17 protein-coding genes are annotated in these 20765 nt (G+C 33.8%); 12 read left to right on the top strand and 5 right to left on the bottom strand.

From position 1 onward, the window contains the following. Nucleotides 1-37: 37 nt before the first annotated feature. Together IE051_RS09570 and IE051_RS09565 are read left to right on the top strand one after the other, a co-directional pair. Nucleotides 38-3058: a tetratricopeptide repeat protein gene (locus tag IE051_RS09570; RefSeq protein ID WP_189360557.1), complete on the top strand. Its 3021-nt coding sequence runs from the start codon at nucleotides 38-40 to the stop codon at nucleotides 3056-3058. Between the two features lie 31 nt (nucleotides 3059-3089). Next, complete coding sequence (locus IE051_RS09565; protein WP_189360556.1) at nucleotides 3090-4829, top strand: porin family protein; 1740 nt, start codon at nucleotides 3090-3092, stop codon at nucleotides 4827-4829. Between the two features lie 39 nt (nucleotides 4830-4868). On the opposite strand, the gene IE051_RS09560 is transcribed toward IE051_RS09565, so the two are convergent. Next, a complete protein-coding gene (locus IE051_RS09560) occupies nucleotides 4869-5564 on the bottom strand; it encodes a class I SAM-dependent methyltransferase (RefSeq protein ID WP_189360555.1) in 696 nt (231 codons plus the stop codon). A 71-nt stretch (nucleotides 5565-5635) separates the two neighbouring features. On the opposite strand from IE051_RS09560, the gene IE051_RS09555 reads away from it, so the two are divergent. After that, on the top strand, nucleotides 5636-6127 hold the full coding sequence (locus IE051_RS09555) for a YkgJ family cysteine cluster protein (protein WP_189360554.1): 492 nt from the start codon (nucleotides 5636-5638) through the stop codon (nucleotides 6125-6127). Between the two features lie 27 nt (nucleotides 6128-6154). Further along, nucleotides 6155-6991 carry a sterol desaturase family protein gene (locus IE051_RS09550; protein ID WP_189360553.1) on the top strand — a complete coding sequence of 279 codons (837 nt, stop codon included), beginning with the start codon at nucleotides 6155-6157 and terminating at the stop codon, nucleotides 6989-6991. Here the strand turns inward: IE051_RS09550 and IE051_RS09545 are convergent. Further along, the gene (locus tag IE051_RS09545) at nucleotides 6981-8045 is read right to left on the bottom strand and encodes a serine hydrolase domain-containing protein (protein ID WP_189360552.1); all 1065 of its coding nucleotides are present in this window, start codon (nucleotides 8043-8045) and stop codon (nucleotides 6981-6983) included. The two genes, IE051_RS09550 and IE051_RS09545, sit on opposite strands and share 11 nt — an antisense overlap. Further along, nucleotides 8042-9283 carry an exo-beta-N-acetylmuramidase NamZ family protein gene (locus IE051_RS09540; protein WP_189360551.1) on the bottom strand — a complete coding sequence of 414 codons (1242 nt, stop codon included), beginning with the start codon at nucleotides 9281-9283 and terminating at the stop codon, nucleotides 8042-8044. The genes IE051_RS09545 and IE051_RS09540 overlap by 4 nt, the downstream gene beginning before the upstream one ends. An 8-nt stretch (nucleotides 9284-9291) precedes the next feature. On the opposite strand from IE051_RS09540, the gene IE051_RS09535 reads away from it, so the two are divergent. Further along, nucleotides 9292-10527 carry an ABC transporter permease gene (locus IE051_RS09535; RefSeq protein ID WP_189360550.1) on the top strand — a complete coding sequence of 412 codons (1236 nt, stop codon included), beginning with the start codon at nucleotides 9292-9294 and terminating at the stop codon, nucleotides 10525-10527. A 148-nt stretch (nucleotides 10528-10675) separates the two neighbouring features. Continuing rightward, nucleotides 10676-13213, top strand: a complete 2538-nt coding sequence (locus tag IE051_RS09530; protein ID WP_189360549.1) for a glycoside hydrolase family 2 protein — start codon at nucleotides 10676-10678, stop codon at nucleotides 13211-13213. A 142-nt stretch (nucleotides 13214-13355) separates the two neighbouring features. On the opposite strand, the gene IE051_RS09525 is transcribed toward IE051_RS09530, so the two are convergent. Together IE051_RS09525 and IE051_RS09520 are read right to left on the bottom strand one after the other, a co-directional pair. After that, a complete protein-coding gene (locus IE051_RS09525) occupies nucleotides 13356-13838 on the bottom strand; it encodes a CIA30 family protein (RefSeq protein ID WP_189360548.1) in 483 nt (160 codons plus the stop codon). Between the two features lie 29 nt (nucleotides 13839-13867). Beyond that, complete coding sequence (locus IE051_RS09520; RefSeq protein ID WP_189360547.1) at nucleotides 13868-14263, bottom strand: DUF2721 domain-containing protein; 396 nt, start codon at nucleotides 14261-14263, stop codon at nucleotides 13868-13870. A gap of 96 nt (nucleotides 14264-14359) precedes the next feature. Between IE051_RS09520 and IE051_RS09515 the strand changes: the two genes are divergently transcribed. The 6 genes from IE051_RS09515 to IE051_RS09490 all read left to right on the top strand — a co-directional run bounded on the left by IE051_RS09515 (nucleotide 14360) and on the right by IE051_RS09490 (nucleotide 20726). Continuing rightward, on the top strand, nucleotides 14360-15634 hold the full coding sequence (locus IE051_RS09515) for a DUF2851 family protein (RefSeq protein ID WP_189360546.1): 1275 nt from the start codon (nucleotides 14360-14362) through the stop codon (nucleotides 15632-15634). A 36-nt stretch (nucleotides 15635-15670) separates the two neighbouring features. Continuing rightward, complete coding sequence (locus IE051_RS09510) at nucleotides 15671-15898, top strand: PspC domain-containing protein (RefSeq protein WP_189360545.1); 228 nt, start codon at nucleotides 15671-15673, stop codon at nucleotides 15896-15898. Between the two features lie 30 nt (nucleotides 15899-15928). After that, the gene (locus tag IE051_RS09505) at nucleotides 15929-16960 is read left to right on the top strand and encodes a potassium channel family protein (RefSeq protein ID WP_189360544.1); all 1032 of its coding nucleotides are present in this window, start codon (nucleotides 15929-15931) and stop codon (nucleotides 16958-16960) included. 100 nt (nucleotides 16961-17060) lie between these two features. Next, the gene (locus IE051_RS09500) at nucleotides 17061-18665 is read left to right on the top strand and encodes an alanine/glycine:cation symporter family protein (RefSeq protein WP_189360543.1); all 1605 of its coding nucleotides are present in this window, start codon (nucleotides 17061-17063) and stop codon (nucleotides 18663-18665) included. A 31-nt stretch (nucleotides 18666-18696) separates the two neighbouring features. Next, a complete protein-coding gene (locus IE051_RS09495) occupies nucleotides 18697-19563 on the top strand; it encodes a ComEA family DNA-binding protein (protein ID WP_229796772.1) in 867 nt (288 codons plus the stop codon). Then, the gene (locus IE051_RS09490; protein WP_189360541.1) at nucleotides 19560-20726 is read left to right on the top strand and encodes an acyl-CoA dehydrogenase family protein; all 1167 of its coding nucleotides are present in this window, start codon (nucleotides 19560-19562) and stop codon (nucleotides 20724-20726) included. Before IE051_RS09495 ends, IE051_RS09490 begins: the two co-directional genes overlap by 4 nt. Nucleotides 20727-20765: the final 39 nt, after the last annotated feature.

The following is a 20765-nucleotide window of genomic DNA, read 5'->3' as shown; positions in this document are numbered from 1 at the left end:
TAAATTATATTTGATTTAAATTAAAACCAAATCCTTAATGACTAAAAAATGTATTGTTACACTAATGGTGGCTGTAACTTTTAGTTTTCAAATAATAGCGCAGCAATCAGCTGTTTATACAAGTAAAATTGTAGAATATCAAAAGGCACTTACTTTATATAATAATCAACAATATCAGGCTGCGCAGTCATTATTTAAAGCAGTTTATAAAACCACAAAAGAAACTGTTCTAAAATCAGATTGTACCTATTACATTGCTACCTGCGCCATTAGGTTGAATCAATTGAATGCTGATAAATTGGTAGAAGATTTTGTGGAGAAATACCCTACTAGCACTAAACGAAATACAGCCTTTGTTGATGTGGCTGATTATTATTTCGAAAATGCAAAATATGCCCATGCTCAGAAATGGTATAATAAAGTTTATGAAAATGATTTAAGCCAAGCTGAACTAGAAAAATATTATTTTAATAAAGGTTACACGGCGTTTCTCACTAAAGATTATAAAGATGCAAAAAAGTATTTAGCGCGTATTGAAAACTCGAAAACATACGGTGAACAAGCTAAATATTATATTGGTTTTATGGCCTATGAGGGCGATGATTATGACAAGGCAAACCAATATTTTGAACAAGTTGAAAACAATGAAAGGTATCAAGAAAAAATGTCTTATTACCAGGCGGATTTAAATTTCAAACTAGGTAGATTTGAACAAGCCATTACCTTGGCTAAAAAGATGTTAGAATCTAGTGATGCTAATGAGGCTTCAGAGTTATCAAAAATAATAGGGGAGAGTTATTTTAACTTAAAGCAATACCCTGAGGCTATTCCATATCTTGAAAGCTATGAGGGGAAAAATGGGAAATGGAATAATACGGATTTTTATCAATTAGGCTATGCATTCTACATGCAGAAAGATTATAACAGTGCACTTTCAGAATTTAATAAGATTATAGACGGCCAGGATGGCATTGCTCAAAATGCCTATTATCATTTAGGAGAATGTTATATAAACCTAGACAAAAAACAAGAGGCTCTAAATGCTTTTAGAAATGCATCTCAAATGAATTATAATTTGAAAATTCAAGAAGATGCCTGGTTAAATTATGCTAAAATTAGTTATGAAATAGGAAACCCGTATCAATCTGCTCCGCAGGTATTGGCCGAGTATCTTGAACGATATCCTAATACGAGCTATAAAGAAGAAGCAGAAACGCTTCTAATTGATTCTTATATTACATCTAAAAACTATGAAGAAGCCCTACGTCTTTTAAAGGGAAAGAAGAGTTACGCAAACAAAGAAGCCTATCAAAAAGTGTCTTTTTATAGAGGTTTAGAACTGTTTAATGAAGGAAAGTATTTAGAAGCGGAAGCTCTTTTTGATGCCTCAATTAAAGAATCTATTAATCCTAAATTTACAGCAAAAGCGACCTTCTGGAAGGCAGAGTCTGATTATCAACTAACGAGTTATGAAGATGCTTTGTTGGGGTTTAAGCAGTTTGTTCAGCAATCTGGTCCTTCGGGAATTTCTGAAGACAAAAATGTAAATTATCATATTGCTTACACATACTTTAAGCTTAAGAATTATACACGAGCATCAGAATATTTTAATCAGTTTATTGCCACAGAAACTGAAGATCAGTTAAGGTTGAATGATGCTTACTTGCGGTTAGGCGATGCGCATTTTGTTTCTAGTGAATATCAAGAGGCCATTAATGCCTATGAAAAGGCCATCAAGCTGAATAATATTGAATCAGATTATCCTGCTTTTCAGAAAGCATTAAGTATTGGATACCTCGGGAAATCATCTTTAAAAATTCAAGCTTTGGAAGATTTTATTACGGATTATCCTAAATCTAAGTTTAGAGATGATGCTATGTATGAGCTCGGTAATTCATATGTAAAGGCGAATGAAACGGATGAAGCTATGCGCGCTTATAATCAATTAATTAGTGAATATAAGATGAGTTCATTTGTGCCAAAGGGCTTGTTGCGTCAAGGATTAGTGTACTACAATAGTGGGCAAAATGATCAAGCGTTAACAAAATTTAAAAAAGTTGCCAATGATTTTCCTGGAACGCCAGAAGCGGTTCAGGCAGTTTCAACGGCACGTTTAATTTATATTGATATTGGAGAAGTGAATCAATATGCCACGTGGGTGAGAACCTTGGATTATGTTGAAGTGACTGATGTTGAATTGGATAATACCACTTATGAATCGGCTGAAAAACAATATTTAGATAATAACGTGGATAGAGCCATTAGAGGTTTTAATGATTATCTCAATGAATTCCCTAAAGGGTTGCATGCGTTAAAAGCTCATTTTTATGTAGCACAATTGTATTCTAAAAAGAATTTGTTGGAGAATGCCTCACCACATTATAGCTATGTGGTTGAAGCCGCTCAAAGTGAATTTACAGAAGAAGCTTTGGCAAAATTATCACAATACCATCTAGAACAGAAACGTTGGGAGAAGGCCATTCCTTTGCTGAAAAGGTTGGAGGAAGAAGCAAGCTTTCCGCATAATGTGATTTTTTCGCAATCAAATTTAATGAAAGCAAACTACCAATTGCAAGCTTATAAGATAGCCGTTTCTTATGCAGAAAAAGTATTATCAAGTTCAAATATTGATAATAAAATAAAAAGCGATGCCCATATTATTATTGCCAGATCTGCTATGAAAACAGGGGATGAGGACAAAGCTGAGTTGGCCTATAAAGAAGTGGAGCAAGTTGCTATTGGGGAAATGGCTGCAGAAGCATTATACCATGACGCTTATTTTAAAAATAAAGCAAATAATTTTGAAGCTTCTAACATAAGCGTTCAAAAACTAGCAAAAGATTTTTCTGGGTATAAATACTATAGCGCTAAAGGTTTGGTACTTATGGCTAAGAATTTTTACGCCTTAGATGATGCATTTCAGGCCACTTATATTTTGGAAAGCGTTATAACTAATTTTTCAGAATTTGAAGATGTTGTGTCAGAAGCAAAAGAAGAACTTAGTACAATCAAGAAAAAGGAAGCCGAAACGAACGCTTCAATTCAGGCAGAAGATTAGTATCATCAATCACTATAAATAAAAATTACATATGCGAAAGCACATAAAAATATTAGCGTTAATAATCTTTGCATTAAGGATTAATATAGGCTTTTCTCAAGATAAATCAAGTGACACCTTAACTACAGGTGTTATTGATGTTGTCAAGCCGTATACTCCAACAATATCAGATGCGTTTAAAGTCAAAGAAGCTCCAAATCTTGATGAAGAGACAACCGATAAAAAAAAGGAAATTAAATATAATATTTTTTCGATTCCGGTAGCTTCAACCTTTACACCTGCAAAAGGCAAGGCTGCCGTTGTTGAAAAAAAGGCACCATCTAAGTTATATGATAATTATGCATCTCTTGGATTGGGCACATATAATACTATTTTAGGGGAAGTCTATTTAAATCACGCCCTTAATCGATACGATAATATAGGCGGTTATGTGCGCCATCATTCATCTGGTGGTGGTATTGATGAAGTTGTACTAGATGATGATTTTATCAATTCGCAATTGGAAGTTAATTATAGCTCTAATCAACGTGATATGACTTATAATATTGATGGTGGATTCCAATTTCAACATTATAATTGGTATGGAATAAATGATGGTTATAAAGATGATACAGTGCTTATTAATGGTTTAGATGTTGGTCATTCTTACTTTGATGCCCACGTAGGTGGAGCACTTACTTTTAATGATACGTATATCAATTCTGGTAGTGTGTTCTTTCGTCATTTTTCGGATAATCAAGGTTCCGGAGAAAATAGATTTATTGCGAAAGCACAAGTGGATATTCCTATTAATAATATAGAGATTTATACCGGTTTTAAAATTGATTATTTAGGCGGAGGTTTTGATAGAGACTATTTCACCAATTCAGAATTGAAGTATAGTAATTTTCAAATAGGATTATCACCAACCTTTCAGCTTCAAGAGGATGATTTAACCGTAGATATAGGTCTATCCTTGTATTATTTAAATGATATGGAGTTTGGCAAGAGTAAATTCTATATGTATCCAAATGTTAGCGCAACGTATAGGGTGGTAAATGATGTTTTAATTGCCTATGGGGGAATTAAAGGAGATTTAATTCAAAACTCTTATCATGGTTTTGCAAATGAAAATCCTTTTGTTTCACCTAGCCTGTTTATTACTCCCACCGATCAAGTATATAATACCTATCTTGGTTTAAAAGGGAAGGTGTCAAGTACTATGAGTTATAATGTTAGTGGAAGTTATATTGCAGATAAAAATAAGGCGCTTTTTAAATCAAATACTATTAAAAATATTTCAGCCCAAAATAGCTATGAATACGGCAATTCATTTGGCATCTCTTATGATGATATTAAAACGTTTAGTTTTGCCGGTGAATTAAATGTTGATCTAAACAGAAATTTTAAGCTTGGTTTAAAAGGCGAGTATTTTGTTTATGATACGGATGTAGAGGCTGAAGCATGGAATTTACCTGATTTGAAGGCTTCTGTGTTTTTTGATTACCAGATTGATGAACATTGGTTTACTGGGGCTAATTTATTTTTTGTGGGCGAACGAAAAGACCAAGTAGCTTTGGAAGGCACATTGGTACCTGAAGATTTAATGCGTACGGTAACTCTAGATAGCTTTTTTGATGTAAATGCACATGTGGGTTATCGTATAAATGACGAGTTTACTTTTTTTGCAAAGGTGAACAATATAGCAAATCAGCAGTATCAGAAATGGGTTAATTATCCTGTTCAAGGGGTTCAATTTTTGGCTGGAGCAACCTATAAATTTGATTTTTAAATCCGAGGTTGCGATTCATTATTGAAAAGTAGGAATAACTTAACTCAAGCGTGCCAAATAATCGAAATGGTCTCCTTCTAAAACTAAGTCGCAATTAAGTCCAATGGTTTCACAAGCCATTTTCAAAGTGTCAAAATCTAGATATAGCCATTTCATAGGGTCTTCTTTTTCACCTTTATAGGAAAGGAAATAATCAAGCTCGCCATAATAATTAGAATTCATATCCATCCAATAGCCGCCGTCTTCATCAGTATACATGTATTTAATATCAGACGAGTCAATTAATATCTGGCCATTAGGTTTAAGCAGACTTTTTAAATGCGTTAAATATTTTGAAACTTGAGATAATTCTTCAAAAATACCTGTACCATTCATTAATAGAAGAATGGTGTCAAAAGTATGCGTTTCGTCTATTAGGGCTTTTACCTCACAGACAAGGACACCACGTTGTTTAGCAACTTCAATGGCTCCTTTTGAAATATCAATAGCTTTAACTGTAAACCCTTTTTTTTGCAGGTACAAGCTATGACATCCACTACCACAACCAACATCTAGAATACTGCCTCTGCAAGAATTAAGTGCTTCTTGTTCCAATTTAGGCATGTTATCAAAGTTTCTAAAGAGGTACGGCAGCGGTAAGCTATCCTTATCAGAAATATTGGTTTCAGTAATGATATCCTCTGTATAATTTCCATTATGATAATCTAATAAAGCCTGTCCAAAAAGATCTTTCATGTATAAAAACGTTGTTTTTTGTGATTATGATTTTTTGATAAAGTATCAAGAACTTTGGTTATTTTTACGCCATGCAAGACTCTATTAATAGGCTTCCAAAGCAGGCCAAAGATAAGCATAACGAAAACAAGAAATTCTTCGCTAAGCTAAAAAAGAAACCGCCAAAGAATTTGGATTATATCATGCAAAAATTGCATGATGAGGAGTTTGAACGCACCGATTGTTTGGAATGTGCTAATTGCTGTAAGACTACCGGTCCTTTGTTTACCGATAAAGATGTAGACAGAATTGCCAAACACTTTAGGTTAAAAACACAACAATTTATTGAGCAGTATCTCAGGGTCGATGAGGATAATGACTATGTGCTCCAAGGTGTGCCATGTACGTTTTTAGGCGCAGATAATTATTGCTCTATTTATGATGTTAGACCAAAAGCTTGTAGAGAGTTTCCGCATACAGATAGAAGGAAATTTCAACAAATATCAAACCTTACATTAAAGAATGTTGCCATATGTCCAGCTGCTTTTAACATTGTTGAAGCGATGAAGGAAAAAATAAAATAGGTATATTTAGTTCAAAATATATATGATTTGGAAACTATTTTAAATTATTTCGAGACTATTCCGCCGCTTCATCGAGGACTAATTATTGTGGCAGGTTTATCTTTTTTCTGGATATTGGAGGGTGCTATGCCACTATTTCATTTCAAATATAAAAAGTGGAAGCATGCAGTACCCAATATCTTTTTTACTATAACAACAGTTCTTGTTAATCTGCCCATGGCGTTTCTTTTGTTAATGTCTGCCGATTGGGTTATGGCGCATAATTTTGGTGTTTTAAATTGGTTACCAGAAATGCCTTTATGGTTGTATGTGTTATTGGGGGTGTTGTTAATGGATTTTTTTGGAGCTTATTTACCTCATTTAATAGAACATAAGGTGAAACCACTTTGGATGGTTCATTTGGTGCACCATTCTGATCATAAAGTTGATGCAACAACAGCCAATAGGCACCATCCGCTCGAGAGCATTATTCGATACAGTTTTACCTTAATTGGTGTTTTTGCCATTGGTGCTCCAATAGGAATTGTTATGTTATATCAATCGATGTCTATTGTAGCTACTCAGTTTAGTCATTCTAATATTGGGCTTCCTAAAAATGTGGATAAATGGATTAGTTATGTACTAGTTTCTCCAAATATGCATAAAGTACATCACCATTATACATTGCCTTATACAGACTCCAACTACGGTAATATTTTTTCAATTTGGGATAGGCTATTTGGGACATTTATGGAATTAGATGCCGAAAAAATTGTTTATGGCGTTGACGTATTTCCAGATGAAAAGGAGAACAGTAACATTATAAACTTACTCTTGCAGCCTTTTCAGAAATATAAAAAGCCAACTCATAAGGCTAATCAATAAAAATATGTTCTAGAGTTTTTCCGAAGCTGTCCATTTTCACACCTGTTTTATTGGTTAATACACAGATCACAATGGCCTCTTTGGGGTAAATAAATAAAGCGGTAGATGCTCCAATACCACCGCCAGTATGATAAATCTTGGGTGTGCCGTTTTTAGGCCGCTCTACAGAAAAACCAATACCATAACCAGTTAAATTTCCTGATTTCAATTTTTGAGACGTGGTGATTTCAAATAAGGCGTCTTCAGAGATAAGTGTAGGTGATATAACCTCTTGACCAAACTTAATTAAATCTTCAGATGTTGATAAAAACCCACCACCGGCTACCTTATATTCATTGGCAACAGGCGTTGATAAAACACGTTTGTTTCTGTAAAAAGTAGTTTTATTTGGTATATAACGCTCTGAATCGTCGAGCATGGTATTGCTCATGTTTAATGGTTGTAGGACTAATCTATTGACTAAATCCACAAAATCAGTTTTACTAACCTGTTGCATAATCTCACTTAATAAAACATATCCATAAGTGTTATAATAAAACTGGGTAGAGGGCTCAAAAAGAAGGGAGTCATTTTTAAATAATTCAACACCTTCAGAAATGGATAGTTTTTTGCTAAGTGTAAACTCATCACCTTTATAAGACCGAATTCCCGCTAAATGTCCAGCAAGTTCTCTAACAGTAAAATCGAATTTTTTTTGGGGATAATCAGGGAGGTAGGTATAGATACTTATATTTAAATCAATAAGATTATCATCTACTAATTTAGCTAGTGTAACAGCAGTTATCGATTTGGATATACTGGCTATCCTAAAACGTGTTTTGTTGGGTTCTACTCTAAGTCTTTCTTTTCTATTCGCATAGCCAAAACCTTGGGACCAAATTAAATCCCCTTTTTTCGAAACAGAAATGGACATACCAGGAATACCTTGTGAGCGAAGAAACCGTTTAGCCTGTTTTTTTGCTTTTTTTAAAGTTTGTTTTTCGGTTTTTTCTATATTCTGGCCAAAACTGAAACATGCAAAAAAAAGAGACATCATTATTAAAATACGGGTCATGGATAAAGAAGATATTGTGCTCTTATTTTTTTGAAATTTTCAAGGTCTTCTTTCCAAGTTAATTTGATTTCAACTTCACTAAGTCCAGATTCTATTTGCTGTTGTAATTTTTCTGTTCCAGCATGTTTAGTAAAATTGGTTGTATTGAAAAACCGTGATTTATCAAGCGTATTTTCATAAGCTTTAATAACCCATTTTAAGGTCATGATACCATTTAAATTTTCATGCCGTAAGTCTTCACCGTAGCATAATTTATTTTTATGTTTTGGGTGTTTTGCACCAAAATTTTCAATGGGCGTATAACTAAATGTTAGGGCGTTCTTATTTAAAAATGGTGCGCCATATCTTTGAAATTGAAATTCCGTACCTCTTCCAGCGTTTATATTTGTCCCTTCAAAAAGACCTAAACTTGGGTACAATCTAATAGATTGATCATTAGGTAAATTAGGAGAAGGTCTTATTGGTAAACTATAAGAGGTATTATGGGTATAGTTTTTAAGAAGGATAATTTTAATGTCACATTGTAGACCGTCGTTTAACCATGCTTGCCCATTTATCATCTTAGCATATTCACCAATGGTCATCCCATGCACTAAAGGAATAGGGTGCATGCCTAAAAAATTCTTATGCTGAAGTTCTAGTGTAGGCCCATCAATATAATGTCCATTGGGGTTTGGTCTGTCTAAAATTAAGACAGATATACCATTTTCAGCGCAGGCTTCCATTACATTATGAAGTGTGGAGATATAAGTATAGAATCGTACACCAACATCTTGTATGTCAAATACAACAATGTCTAGGTCTTTTAGTTGCTCTGGTATGGGCTTTCTATATTTTCCGTGTAAAGAAACTAGAGGTAAATTAGTTTTGGTATCAATGGCATCATTGACATGTGCTCCTGCATCTGCTTGTCCACGAAATCCATGTTCAGGCGCGAATACTTTTTTGATGTTAATATGCAAAGCCAAGAGTGAATCTACCAAGTGTGTGTAAGAAAAGTCATTTTTAAATATTACCGAAGTTTGATTGGCTACTATGCCTACACGTTTACCTTTTAATAATGGTAAATAATTTTCTGTTTGATTTGCGCCAACTACAATAGTCTTATCATCAGATAATGGTTTGTAAGTCGCTTTGTCTTCACTTGATTTGTTATCGATTCTTGTTGTTGTACTTCCACAAGAAATCATTATCAGAACAAATAATAAAACAGTATTTTTGAACACATTAAACGTCATAAGATAAATTGAATTTCGAGTTTTTTATAGCTAAACGCATTATTGGTAGTAAAGCGTATAAAAGTAGCATATCGGCACCAATAATAAAAATTGGTATAGCGGCAATTACTATTGGTATTGTAGTTATGATGATTGCTATAGCAACAGGAGTTGGTTTACAGCAAAAAATACGCGATAAGGTAGTGGCTTTTAATGGGCATGTGACTATTTCAAATTACGACAGCAATAACTCTCAAGAAAGCGGGAAGCCAATTTCCATAAATCAAGAGTTTTATCCTGAGTTTAAAATGGTTGAAGGTGTTAAGCACGTGCAGGCTGTGGCTACGAAGTTTGGCGTAATTCGAACCGAAACTGATTTTGAGGGGGCTTATCTTAAAGGTGTAGGAGCAGATTATAACTGGGATTATTTTAAAGAATTTCTCGTGGAAGGTCGCTTGCCAGATTATACAGCAAAAAGAAATGAAGAGGTATTAATATCAGAATATCTTGCCAATAGATTAAACTTTAAGGTTGGGGATAATTTTCAAATGGTTTTTGGTAAAGATGATCCAGAGAAACTCCCTAATATTATCACATATCAAGTAGTGGGTTTATTTAATTCAGGTTTTCAAGATTTAGATGCTACTTACTTAATAGGTGATTTACGTCATTTACAGCGTATTAATAGATGGAGTTCTGAGGACATTGGAAGTTTTGAAGTTTTTATTGATGATTATACTAAGCTTGAAGAAAAAGGAATAGAGATATATCATAATACACCATCAACATTTAATACAGAAACCATAACGGCTAGATATTTTTCCATTTTTGAATGGATTAAAATTTTTGATAAAAACATTATTGGAATAATAGGTATCATGATACTAATAGCCGGAATTAACATGATTACTGCCTTATTGGTGCTCATTCTTGAACGCACCCAAATGATAGGTATTTTAAAAGCCCTAGGTAGTAATAATTGGAGCATCCGGAAATTGTTTATATATAACGCATCATATTTAATTCTTCTAGGCTTGCTGTGGGGAAATATTATAGGGTTGGGTCTTTTGTTTGCCCAGAAATATTTCAAACTATTTGCGTTGGACCCAAGTGTATACTACGTAACAGAGGCACCAGTATATATTAATTTTGGGTATATACTGGCTTTAAATATTGGGACTTTGGTACTCTGTTTACTCATGTTGTTAATCCCCTCATACATCATTACTAAAATATCACCGGTTAAGGCTATTCGTTTTAACTAACAGTTTGGTTTTTAAGGCTTAATTTAGGGTGTTTGTTCCGTTTTTTAGAAGTGTTCATATTTTGTCTAGTTTATTTTTGCACGAAAACGAGTTTCATATATGAATATAATTTCATATATGATTATATTTGAGTGTTAAAAATATAGATATGACACATTATTTCAATAGAATAAAAGAGCAATTTATTGTGGTTGTTTTTTTATGCGCCTTTTCTTCTTTATTTAGTCAACCAAATACCATGATCTCACATAATGCCAATAGTCAATTGGTGCGTGATTTGGGTGGCGTAAAATGGACTATGAAAATGATGCTACCAGGGGAAGGAGTTAAAATGGGTTTACCAAAATTACCTCCCGAGGATATTGAAACTTTAGTTTGGAATTATGCTAAAGTACCAGGAGATGTATATACAGACCTTTGGAAAGCCGGGGTTATTGAGGACCCTTATTTTGGCAGAAATAGTGTTAAAGCGCAATGGGTTCAGCAATATGAATGGTGGTATTCACATCAATTTCATATCAGTGAAGCTGTTAATGATAAAGTGGTTAAAATACTTTTTGAAGGCGTTGATTATGCATGTGATGTATGGTTAAATGGGCATTTTTTAGGGAGACATGAAGGGGCTTTTTCTGGATTTTCGTTTGATGTCACTAAGTATTTGCGAATATCCAATAAGCGTCTAGAGAGTACAAATATGCTCATGATAAAATTAGATCCGCCCCCACGTGTAAATGCATTAGTAGCCGGTAAAAAAACACCGTGGTTTGGAGATTATTGGAGGGATTTGGTTCCTTTTGGAATCTTTAGGACCGTAAAAATGGTTACTACAGGTAATGTTCTTTTTGAAGATGTGTACGCTAATACTTCTATTAATAAAAATAATTCTGCTGAGGTTAATTTAGAAATTACGGTGGAGAATACTCAGACAGAAACTAAGAAAATGAATTTTATTGCTACACTTGAAGGAAGTAACTTTTCTTCAGATATTGAAACTGTAGAGTTCTCTGCGGATGTAAAACCTGGCATTAACAAAATAGAGCACAACATTCATTTGGAACATCCTAAATTGTGGTGGCCTTGGGATATGGGAAAGCCTAATTTGTACAAAGCAAGAATATCTTTAAAGGAGGGGAATATTAATCAAGATTTTAAAGAACTCACTTTTGGTATACGAGAAGTCACTTCTAAATGGAACCCCGGTTTTAAAAAAAATATAGATGTTAGTTTCCCCAGATCAACATATATAAATGGGAAGTTTCATTTTATTCGATCAGCATGCTGGGGAGGCCCGCCAGATATTTTTACAGGTAGGACTTCAATTGCAGAATACAAAAAATTAATACAATTGGCTAAAGATGCGAATATGAATAATATTAGAATTTTTGGCTGGCACCCTCCAGAGATTCCTGAGTTTTATCAATATTGTGATGAAATGGGAATTACAGTTTGGCAAGATATAATACCCTTAGGAACTGGTAATATTCCTGACAAGGAGGAAGAGTTAGCTGAGATTTTTAATGAAGGTGTCAAAGTTATTAAGGAACGTAGAAATCATCCTTCACTAATTATGATGGAAGGGGGAGAGGAAATGTTATTAAGAACAAGAGATGCTAACTTTGGTAGAGCGTTTTTAGAGCGTTTAGGAGATTCATTACAAGCTTACGCCAATTTACCTTATGTGCCCGATTCGCCACTAACATGCGAAGTCTCTAGAGAAGCTGGTTTTAAGCCTAAAGAAGCTGTACATGCATTACGCTATTTTTATGATATGGGTAGTTTCTTGCATGAAGATTGGTTGAAAACCCTGAAATTTCCAATTGTGCCAGAGTTTGCTATAACCTCGGTGCCATCTGTTGAAAGTTTAAGAAAATTTATTCCTAAAGACGAAATATGGCCTCCTGGATTAAGTTGGGGACACCATTGGGCAGATTTGGAGCGTTTAAAAATGCAAAATTGGGATGTGTTTGGAGAGGAAAAAACAGGCTCTTTAGAGGAGTTTGTTAATGCTTCCCAAGATACGCAAGGCGTAATTTTTCAAAACGGTATTGAATATTTTAGAAGACAGAAACCGAATTTAAGTGGAATTGCTTTATGCCATTTTATAACGTATTGGCCTGATATGAAATGGGGTATTGTTGATAATTATCAGGAGACAAAACGGTCTTATGAATTCGTAAAAAAAGCTTATCAGCCGTTGCTTATTAATCTTAGTTTTGAAAAGAGACGATGGTCAAAACAAGAACATTTTAAAGGTGGATTATGGATTGTAAATGATTTATTCGAGGACTTTACACGTTGTAAAGCGACTGTAGTTTTTAAAAATGAAAACGGAAAAGAACTTATGTCTAAAACTTTCGATATTGGAAATGTTAAGGGGAATAGCGCCAAAAAGTTTGAAGATATTTCTGCAGATGTGTTATCAAATATAGAAAAACAGCTTTTTGTAGAGTTGAAATTAACTGATGCATCGGGACAGGTTATATCATATAATAATTATTTCTTTTTAATAGGGAATCAAGACGCGGCTACTAAGGAATTTAATGCCATGAGAGATAAGCGTCGGATATTGGAATCAGAATATGGTTATGGAAACTATTATCGTTTTTTTGATGCAATGACGGGTGATGAGGGGAAAGTATATCAAAGTGGAATAGAAATGCCTAGGGCGAGAGGTTATGGTGAATAATTATAGGGCTTTTGGCAGTATTAAGAAAGTATGGTCATACTGTCAAAAAGGCTTTTATTCTTTTTGATGCAATACCAATTGGGAAAGAAACCAATGGCGAGAATTAAAAAAATAGACTAAGGATACCTTTGTCTTTTAATAGTTAGGACAACACTATACTATTAATAATTAATTCAAAATTTTCAGCTGCTTTATTCCCAATTAGGAACGCAATAAGTTCCATTTGTTCTCCGGGGTAATTGGTGGTATTTAATTTTTTCCCTCTAAAGGCTGGATACAATGTATTAAAAGGCAGTTCAATATTTTCCCAATCTCCAGACGTTTCAAAAGGTATTACGTAAGAATGCTTTTCATTAGTTTTACTTTTTACTCTAAATTGGTAGGTCTTGCCATCTCCTTTAAGTCGTATACTAATTTTTGAATAGTCATTTACCATTATAGGTTCAAATGGATACTGAACCATTGAGAAACCACCATTATTCTCTAAAGAAACGTTTCCGTAAAATACACCAAAGCCCTCATCGTTTAATTCAAAATTACCATTAGATTCCCCTCCCATAACCACATCATTAACTATACGCCAGTTAGAAATAGTACTGTCTAAATTAAATTTTATTAAATCCATTTGCCTTCTTTTTGTTAAAGTACCTTAATCTATCCCTTCTCAATATCACTAATATGATGTTCTAAAGCTTTGACTGAAATTTGTATTTCTATAATTAAATAGGCTAAAGACATTATTAATAGAATAAGCGCCAGACCAAAAACCCATATGGCAATATATTGCTGCTCAATATAAATTAGAAACATAGTAAGTACACACAATAGTAGGCTGCTAATTCCTAGTATTTGCATAGAACGTGTCAAGTACAAACGTTTTTTTATATTCTCAATCTGAGCAATGAGCACAGAATCCTTATTCTCCATGTATTTGTCATGCAAACTTCGTATGGTAGCTGCATAAGCTAAAAAACGGTTAGTATATGCCAACATAATTAGAGAGATAGCTGAAAATAAAAGGGCCGGCGTGGTTAGTGTGAGTTGTTCCATCAATGACATTTTAGGCTAAATTACAAACTTTGGTGTTTAATTAAGAATCTCTAGAGTTTATTTGCTGAGTGTTTGTAAGAATTTTATATTTATAAAATGAGAGAAAATTTTCTACATTATGTCTGGAAGCTTAAGAAATTCCAAATCAATAATTTGAAAACAACTGCTGGAGCCGAAGTTCTAATTTCTAAAGTAGGGGAGCATAATTTTAATACAGGTCCAGATTTTTTTAATGCACAACTTAAAATAGATGGACAATTATGGGCAGGAAATGTAGAAATTCATGTAAAATCGTCAGATTGGTTTTTGCATAACCATGAACGAGATAAGGCCTATGACAATGTTATATTACATGTTGTTTGGGAACACGATATTGACGTTTTTAGAAAAGATAATACGGTCATACCAACCTTACAGCTCAAGGATTTTGTACTCCCCAAAATGATAAAAAAATATAAGCAATTATTTTCTAAGGAACGCAAATGGATTAATTGTGAAAACGAGTTTGCATCGATAGATAGTTTTATTCTCAGTAATTGGTTGGAACGTTTGTACTTTGAACGTTTAGAGTCTAAATCAAAACTAATTGAACAACTCCTGGCCGAATCGAAAAATGATTGGGAACGCGTTTTATTTATTATGTTGACTAAGAATTTTGGATTAAAGGTTAACGGCGAAGCTTTTTTTAGTTTGGCTAAATCTTTTGATTTTGCAATTATTAGGAAATTGCAAAGGAATCAAAATCAGCTAGAAGCGCTTTTAATTGGACAAGCTAATTTACTTGAATCCCCAGTTGAAGATGGGTATTACAGGAATTTGGTAAAGGAGTTTCGGTTTATGAAGCAAAAATTTAATTTAGATAATCAACAGGTATTACCTATTCAGTTTTTTAGATTACGCCCCTTAAATTTCCCAACTATTCGCCTATCACAATTAGCAGGTTTATACCATCAGCATCAAAATTTATTTTCCAAAATTATGGCATTAGAAAGCATTGATGATTTTTATGAAGTATTCAAAATTTCAACCTCTACGTATTGGAATACACACTACACCTTTCAAAAGACATCAAGAAAATCATCAAAAAAGTATCTTTCTAAATCTTTTATTGATTTAATATTAGTAAATACCATAATCCCAATCAGGTTCCTTTACAACAAACAAAAGGGAGCTCATTCAGATTCGAGTATTATCAAATTAGCAAGTCAAATTAAGTCTGAAGAAAATCATATTATCGATGCGTTCAATAAATTAAAGAAGGTATCAAAAACTTCAATGGATTCCCAAGCCTTAATTCAACTTAAAAAGGCGTATTGTGATAAAAATAACTGTTTAAAATGTGTTGTTGGTAATCAACTTTTAAGCGAATAAACTTTTATGCGATTAAACTAAGTATTAAATTGCGGCATGAACAATATCTACAAGCCCTTATTGTTTTTTCAAAAGCACGGTTATTATGTATGCCAACGTATTGCAGATAGATTTGGTATTAGGGCAAAGGTGGTGCGTACGTCTTTTATGTATCTCACTTTTGTAACGGTTGGTTTTGGTTTTGCATTGTACTTGTTTTTAGCATTTTGGATGCGGATAAAAGATTTGGTTTACACAAAACGTTCGTCAGTATTTGATTTGTAATAGTATTCCTTGAGTAAATTGGTATAATCTATGAACCCACTTATTAAATTTTTTCGTACCAAAATTTACACGGCAATATCCTTATTGGTAATAATTTTATTAATAGGTGTAAATGGTTATAAGTTTATTTCGGGGTATACATGGTTAAATGCTTTATATATGACTGTGATCACTATGACCACAGTCGGATTTAGTGAAGTGAACCCTTTGGATAGTGAGTCTAAGATTTTTACCATATTTTTAATTTTGGGTAGTGTAGTGATTGTAGGTTACGCACTTTCAGTAATTACCGAATACATTTTAAGTAAAAATGATTTTGAAGAATTAAAACAAAAAAAGATGCAGAAAAATATTAATAGTTTTAAAAATCATATTGTTATTTGTGGCTATGGTAGAAACGGTAAGCAAGCAGCAAGAAAACTTATGGCTTACAAAAAGCAATTTGTTGTTATTGAAAAAAATAAGGAAATGGCTGATCGTTTACAATTGGATAATGTATCTTATGTTATTGGGAATGCTAATGAAGATGAAACCTTATTGATGGCGGGAGTAGACAGAGCATCTTGTTTTATTTCAGCGCTACCCAATGACGCAGATAATTTATTTGTAGTGCTTTCAACCCGCCAACTAAATAGTAAAATTAATATAATCAGTAGAGCCTCAAATGAGTCATCATATGATAAATTGAAATTTGCAGGCGCAAACAATGTGATTTTACCCGATAAAATTGGCGGTGACCATATGGCGTCTTTGGTTGTGGTTCCGGGATTAATGGAGTTTATTGATAACCTTTCTATCGTTGGTAAATCAGACATTAATATTGAGGAAGTTGCGATTGAAAAACTTTTTAATTCTAAGAAAGCTAGAACGATAAAAGATTTAGATCTAAGAAAGAAGACGGGCTGCACGGTTATTGGCTACAAAGACAGCAAGGGCGATTACACGGTAAATCCAGAAGCAGACATGCCATTGGAGTCAAAATCGAAAATTATTGTTTTAGGGCGGCCTGAGCAAATTGAATTATTAAATTCTGTTTACAATATTGAAATTGAAAATCAATAAGTTTTAACGACGGATGTTTTAAAATTACGTTTATTTTTACCATCTTGCCTTTCTAATTTCTAGTAAACTCGAACAAATACATAAAAAATTATTATTCATTATGAAGAAATATCTTCTTTCTATTTTTACATTAATAGCTCCTATTTTAACTTTCGCACAAGAATCTACAGATAAAGGCATAGATCAACTTATTGATGAAAAATTTGGTGCTGCTACGGGTTGGTTTGTAAACGCTATATTTTACAAAATTCCTTTTACCGATGAGATCAGCATATATTGGGTGCTTTTTCCTTTAATTTTAGGAGCTACCTATTTCACCTTCTATTTCAATTTTATAAATTTTAAGGGATTTTGGACTTCAATTAATATTGTAAGAGGAAAATATGATGATTTAGAAGATAGAGAAAATCATAAAGTTGAAATTTCTAAATCAAAGTTTTCAGATGAAGAGGATAACCCAGATACCATAAGAATAGAAGGACATGAAGGAGAGGTTTCTCATTTTCAAGCTTTAACGGCAGCTTTATCTGCCACAGTAGGGCTGGGGAATATTGCAGGTGTGGCCATCGCAGTTTCTATTGGTGGTGCAGGCGCTACATTTTGGATGATTATTGCGGGCTTAGTTGGTATGGCGTCTAAATTTGTTGAATGTACATTAGGGGTAAAGTATAGGGATATTGAGAGTGATGGAACCGTTTATGGCGGCCCCATGTATTATTTGACTAAAGGTTTAAAATCAAAAGGACTGGGAGGTTTAGGGAAATTTTTAGCGGCATTATTTGCCATTTTTGTTATTGGTGGTTCGTTTGGGGGCGGTAATATGTTTCAAGTGAATCAAGCTTTTCAATTGGTTGAAAACATTACAGGAGGAGATCAATCATTCTTACACGGAAAAGGTTGGTTATTTGGAGTAGTCATGGCTGTACTTGTAGGTATAGTGATTATTGGAGGTATTAAAAAAATAGCCAAAGTAACCGATAAAATAGTGCCATTTATGGTTGTGATTTATGTGGCAGCTTCTTTATTTGTGATAATTGCAAATTATGATATGATAGGCGCCGCTTTTTTACAGATATTTAATGGTGCCTTTAGTCCAGAAGGTGTTACTGGAGGAGCACTTGGTGTTTTAGTTCAAGGGTTTAGACGGGCAGCATTTTCAAATGAAGCCGGTGTTGGTTCTGCTTCTATTGCGCATTCGGCGGTTAAAACAAGGTATGCGGCAAGTGAGGGAATGGTTGCCTTATTAGAACCATTTATTGATACTGTTGTGGTTTGTACTATGACCGCTTTAGTGCTTATCATTACAGGTAATGTTACTGCAGAAAACGCGTCTTTAAATGATGCTCAGGCCATATTGCTGACATCTGGAGCTTTTGAGTCGGTAATTTCTTGGTTTCCATATGTGCTAACTATTGCTGTTGTGTTATTTGCATTTAGTACGATGATTTCATGGTCTTACTATGGGTTTCAAGGTTGGGCTTATTTATTTGGTAGAACAAAAAAAATGGAATATGCCTACAAGTTAATATTTTGCATATTCGTCGTTATAGGAGCAGCTGCCAGCTTAGGATCTGTAATTGGCTTTTCAGACGCGATGATTTTTGCAATGATGGTTCCAAATATGATAGGTTTAGTATTACTAGCGCCTAAAGTTAAGGATGAACTAAAAAAATATATGAAAGCTATAAAAGAGCTTAACTTATAAAGGTATAATGCAAAATTTTAGATCCCATTTCATGTTAACAAAAGAACAAAGAAATGGGATCTTTTTGTTATTACTACTTATTGTTATTTTACAAACCGTTTATTTTTATGTTGACGGATCTTCCGAAGATATTAAAGTTGATGAAGAAGCCCTACCAGCATACACAAACGAAATAGATTCTTTAAGGCGTGCTGAATTAGAGGAACGAAAGCCGAAGATTTATCCTTTTAATCCAAATTTCATTAATGACCACAAAGGGTCTGTTTTGGGCATGAGTAATGAGGAGATTGACCGATTGTTGGCTTACCGAATGAAGAATAAATGGATCAATTCTGCCCAACAATTTCAGGATATAACTCTGGTGTCAGATTCGCTTTTAAATGAGATTTCTCCATATTTTAAATTTCCGGAATGGCTAAGGAATCCTGAAAGGACTATTAAGCGGGTATACACTAGTGAAAGCCAAGCTAAAACGTTTACTGAAAAACAAGATTTAAATAAGGTGTCTGTTCAGGAAATTCAAAAAATAAATGGAATAGGTAAAGTGCTTTCTGAACGCATTATTAGGTATAGAAACTCAAAAATAGGAGGTTTCGCTTCAGATGTTGAATTGTTTGATGTTTATGGATTATCTCCAGAAGTTATTAAGGCGATTACAAATCAATTTACCGTAAAAACACCAAGAATCATAAATAAAATTGATTTGAATTTGGCAACCATAGATGAATTGGTGACTATTCCGCATATAGGTTATGATTTGGCGCATAACATTTTAGAAGAACGTCAACTAAGAGAAGGGTATAAAACTATTGACGAATTAGAAAAAGTTATAGACCTACCCGCAAATAAAATCAAGATAATTGAATTATATTTGCACATCGAAAAAGAAAATAGATGAATAACATGTACTTCACTGAAGAGCATAACCTTTTTAGAAAAAGTCTTCAAGATTTTTTAAAAAAAGAAGTTGTACCACATATTGATAAATGGGAAAAAACGGGTTCTATTGATCGGTTTATTTGGAAGAAATTCGGGGAGATGGGTTTTTTCGGAATTAATTATCCAGAAAAATACGGTGGTTTAAATCTTGATCTTTTTTATACGGTAATTTTACAAGAAGAGCTTCAAAAAATAAATTCGGGAGGTTTTGCTGCGGCCATATGGGCGCATGTCTATTTAGCCATGACGCATTTAAATGCAGAAGGGGATGAGACTATTAAAGAAAACTATTTAGCACCTAGTATTGCTGGTGATAAAATAGGGTGTTTATGTATTTCAGAGCCTTCAGGAGGTAGTGATGTGGCTGGAATGCGAACTACCGCTGTAAAGGAAGGTGATTCCTATTTTATAAATGGTTCGAAAACCTTTATTACTAATGGTATTTACAGTGATTATTTGGTTGTAGCTGCAAAGACAAAACCTGAATTAGGAAATAAGGGTATGAGTATTTTTGTTGTTGATAGAGAAACTCCAGGTATTACTGCTTCAAAGTTAGATAAGTTGGGTTGGAGAGCCTCAGATACGGCGGAGATTGCATTCGATAATGTTAAGATACCAACGTCAAACCTTTTGGGAGAGGAAAACAACGGTTTTGCTTACATCATGCAGCATTTTGCTCTAGAACGCCTTGTTATGGGGATTAATGCACATGCAAGAGCTGAATATGCTCTTGATTATGCTTCGCAATATATGTCTGAAAGAATTGCTTTTGGAAAAAGTTTAGATAAATATCAGGCCTTAAGACACAAGTATGTGGATTTATATTCTGACATGGAGGTTTGTAAACAATTTAACTACACGGTTGCTTATAGATTAAACCGGGGTGAGTATGTAGTAAAGGAAGCGACCATGTCTAAACTTAAATCTACAAAAATGGCCGATGCGGTTATATATGAATGTCTTCAGTTCTTAGGAGGATATGGTTATATGGAAGAATATCCAATGGCACGTCTATTAAGAGATAGCAGATTGGGACCTATTGGCGGTGGAACTTCAGAGATTCTTCGAGAAATTCTTTCTAAGATGATTTTAGATAAGAAAGAGTATAAGCCTGCTACGTAAATAATAGTAAATTATTAATTGTCAATTGGAAAATGTTTT

This window comes from Algibacter mikhailovii, from assembly GCF_014651495.1.
In the GTDB taxonomy this organism is placed as follows: Bacteria; Bacteroidota; Bacteroidia; order Flavobacteriales; family Flavobacteriaceae; genus Algibacter_E; species Algibacter_E mikhailovii.
This window is presented reverse-complemented; position numbering and strand designations above follow the sequence as displayed.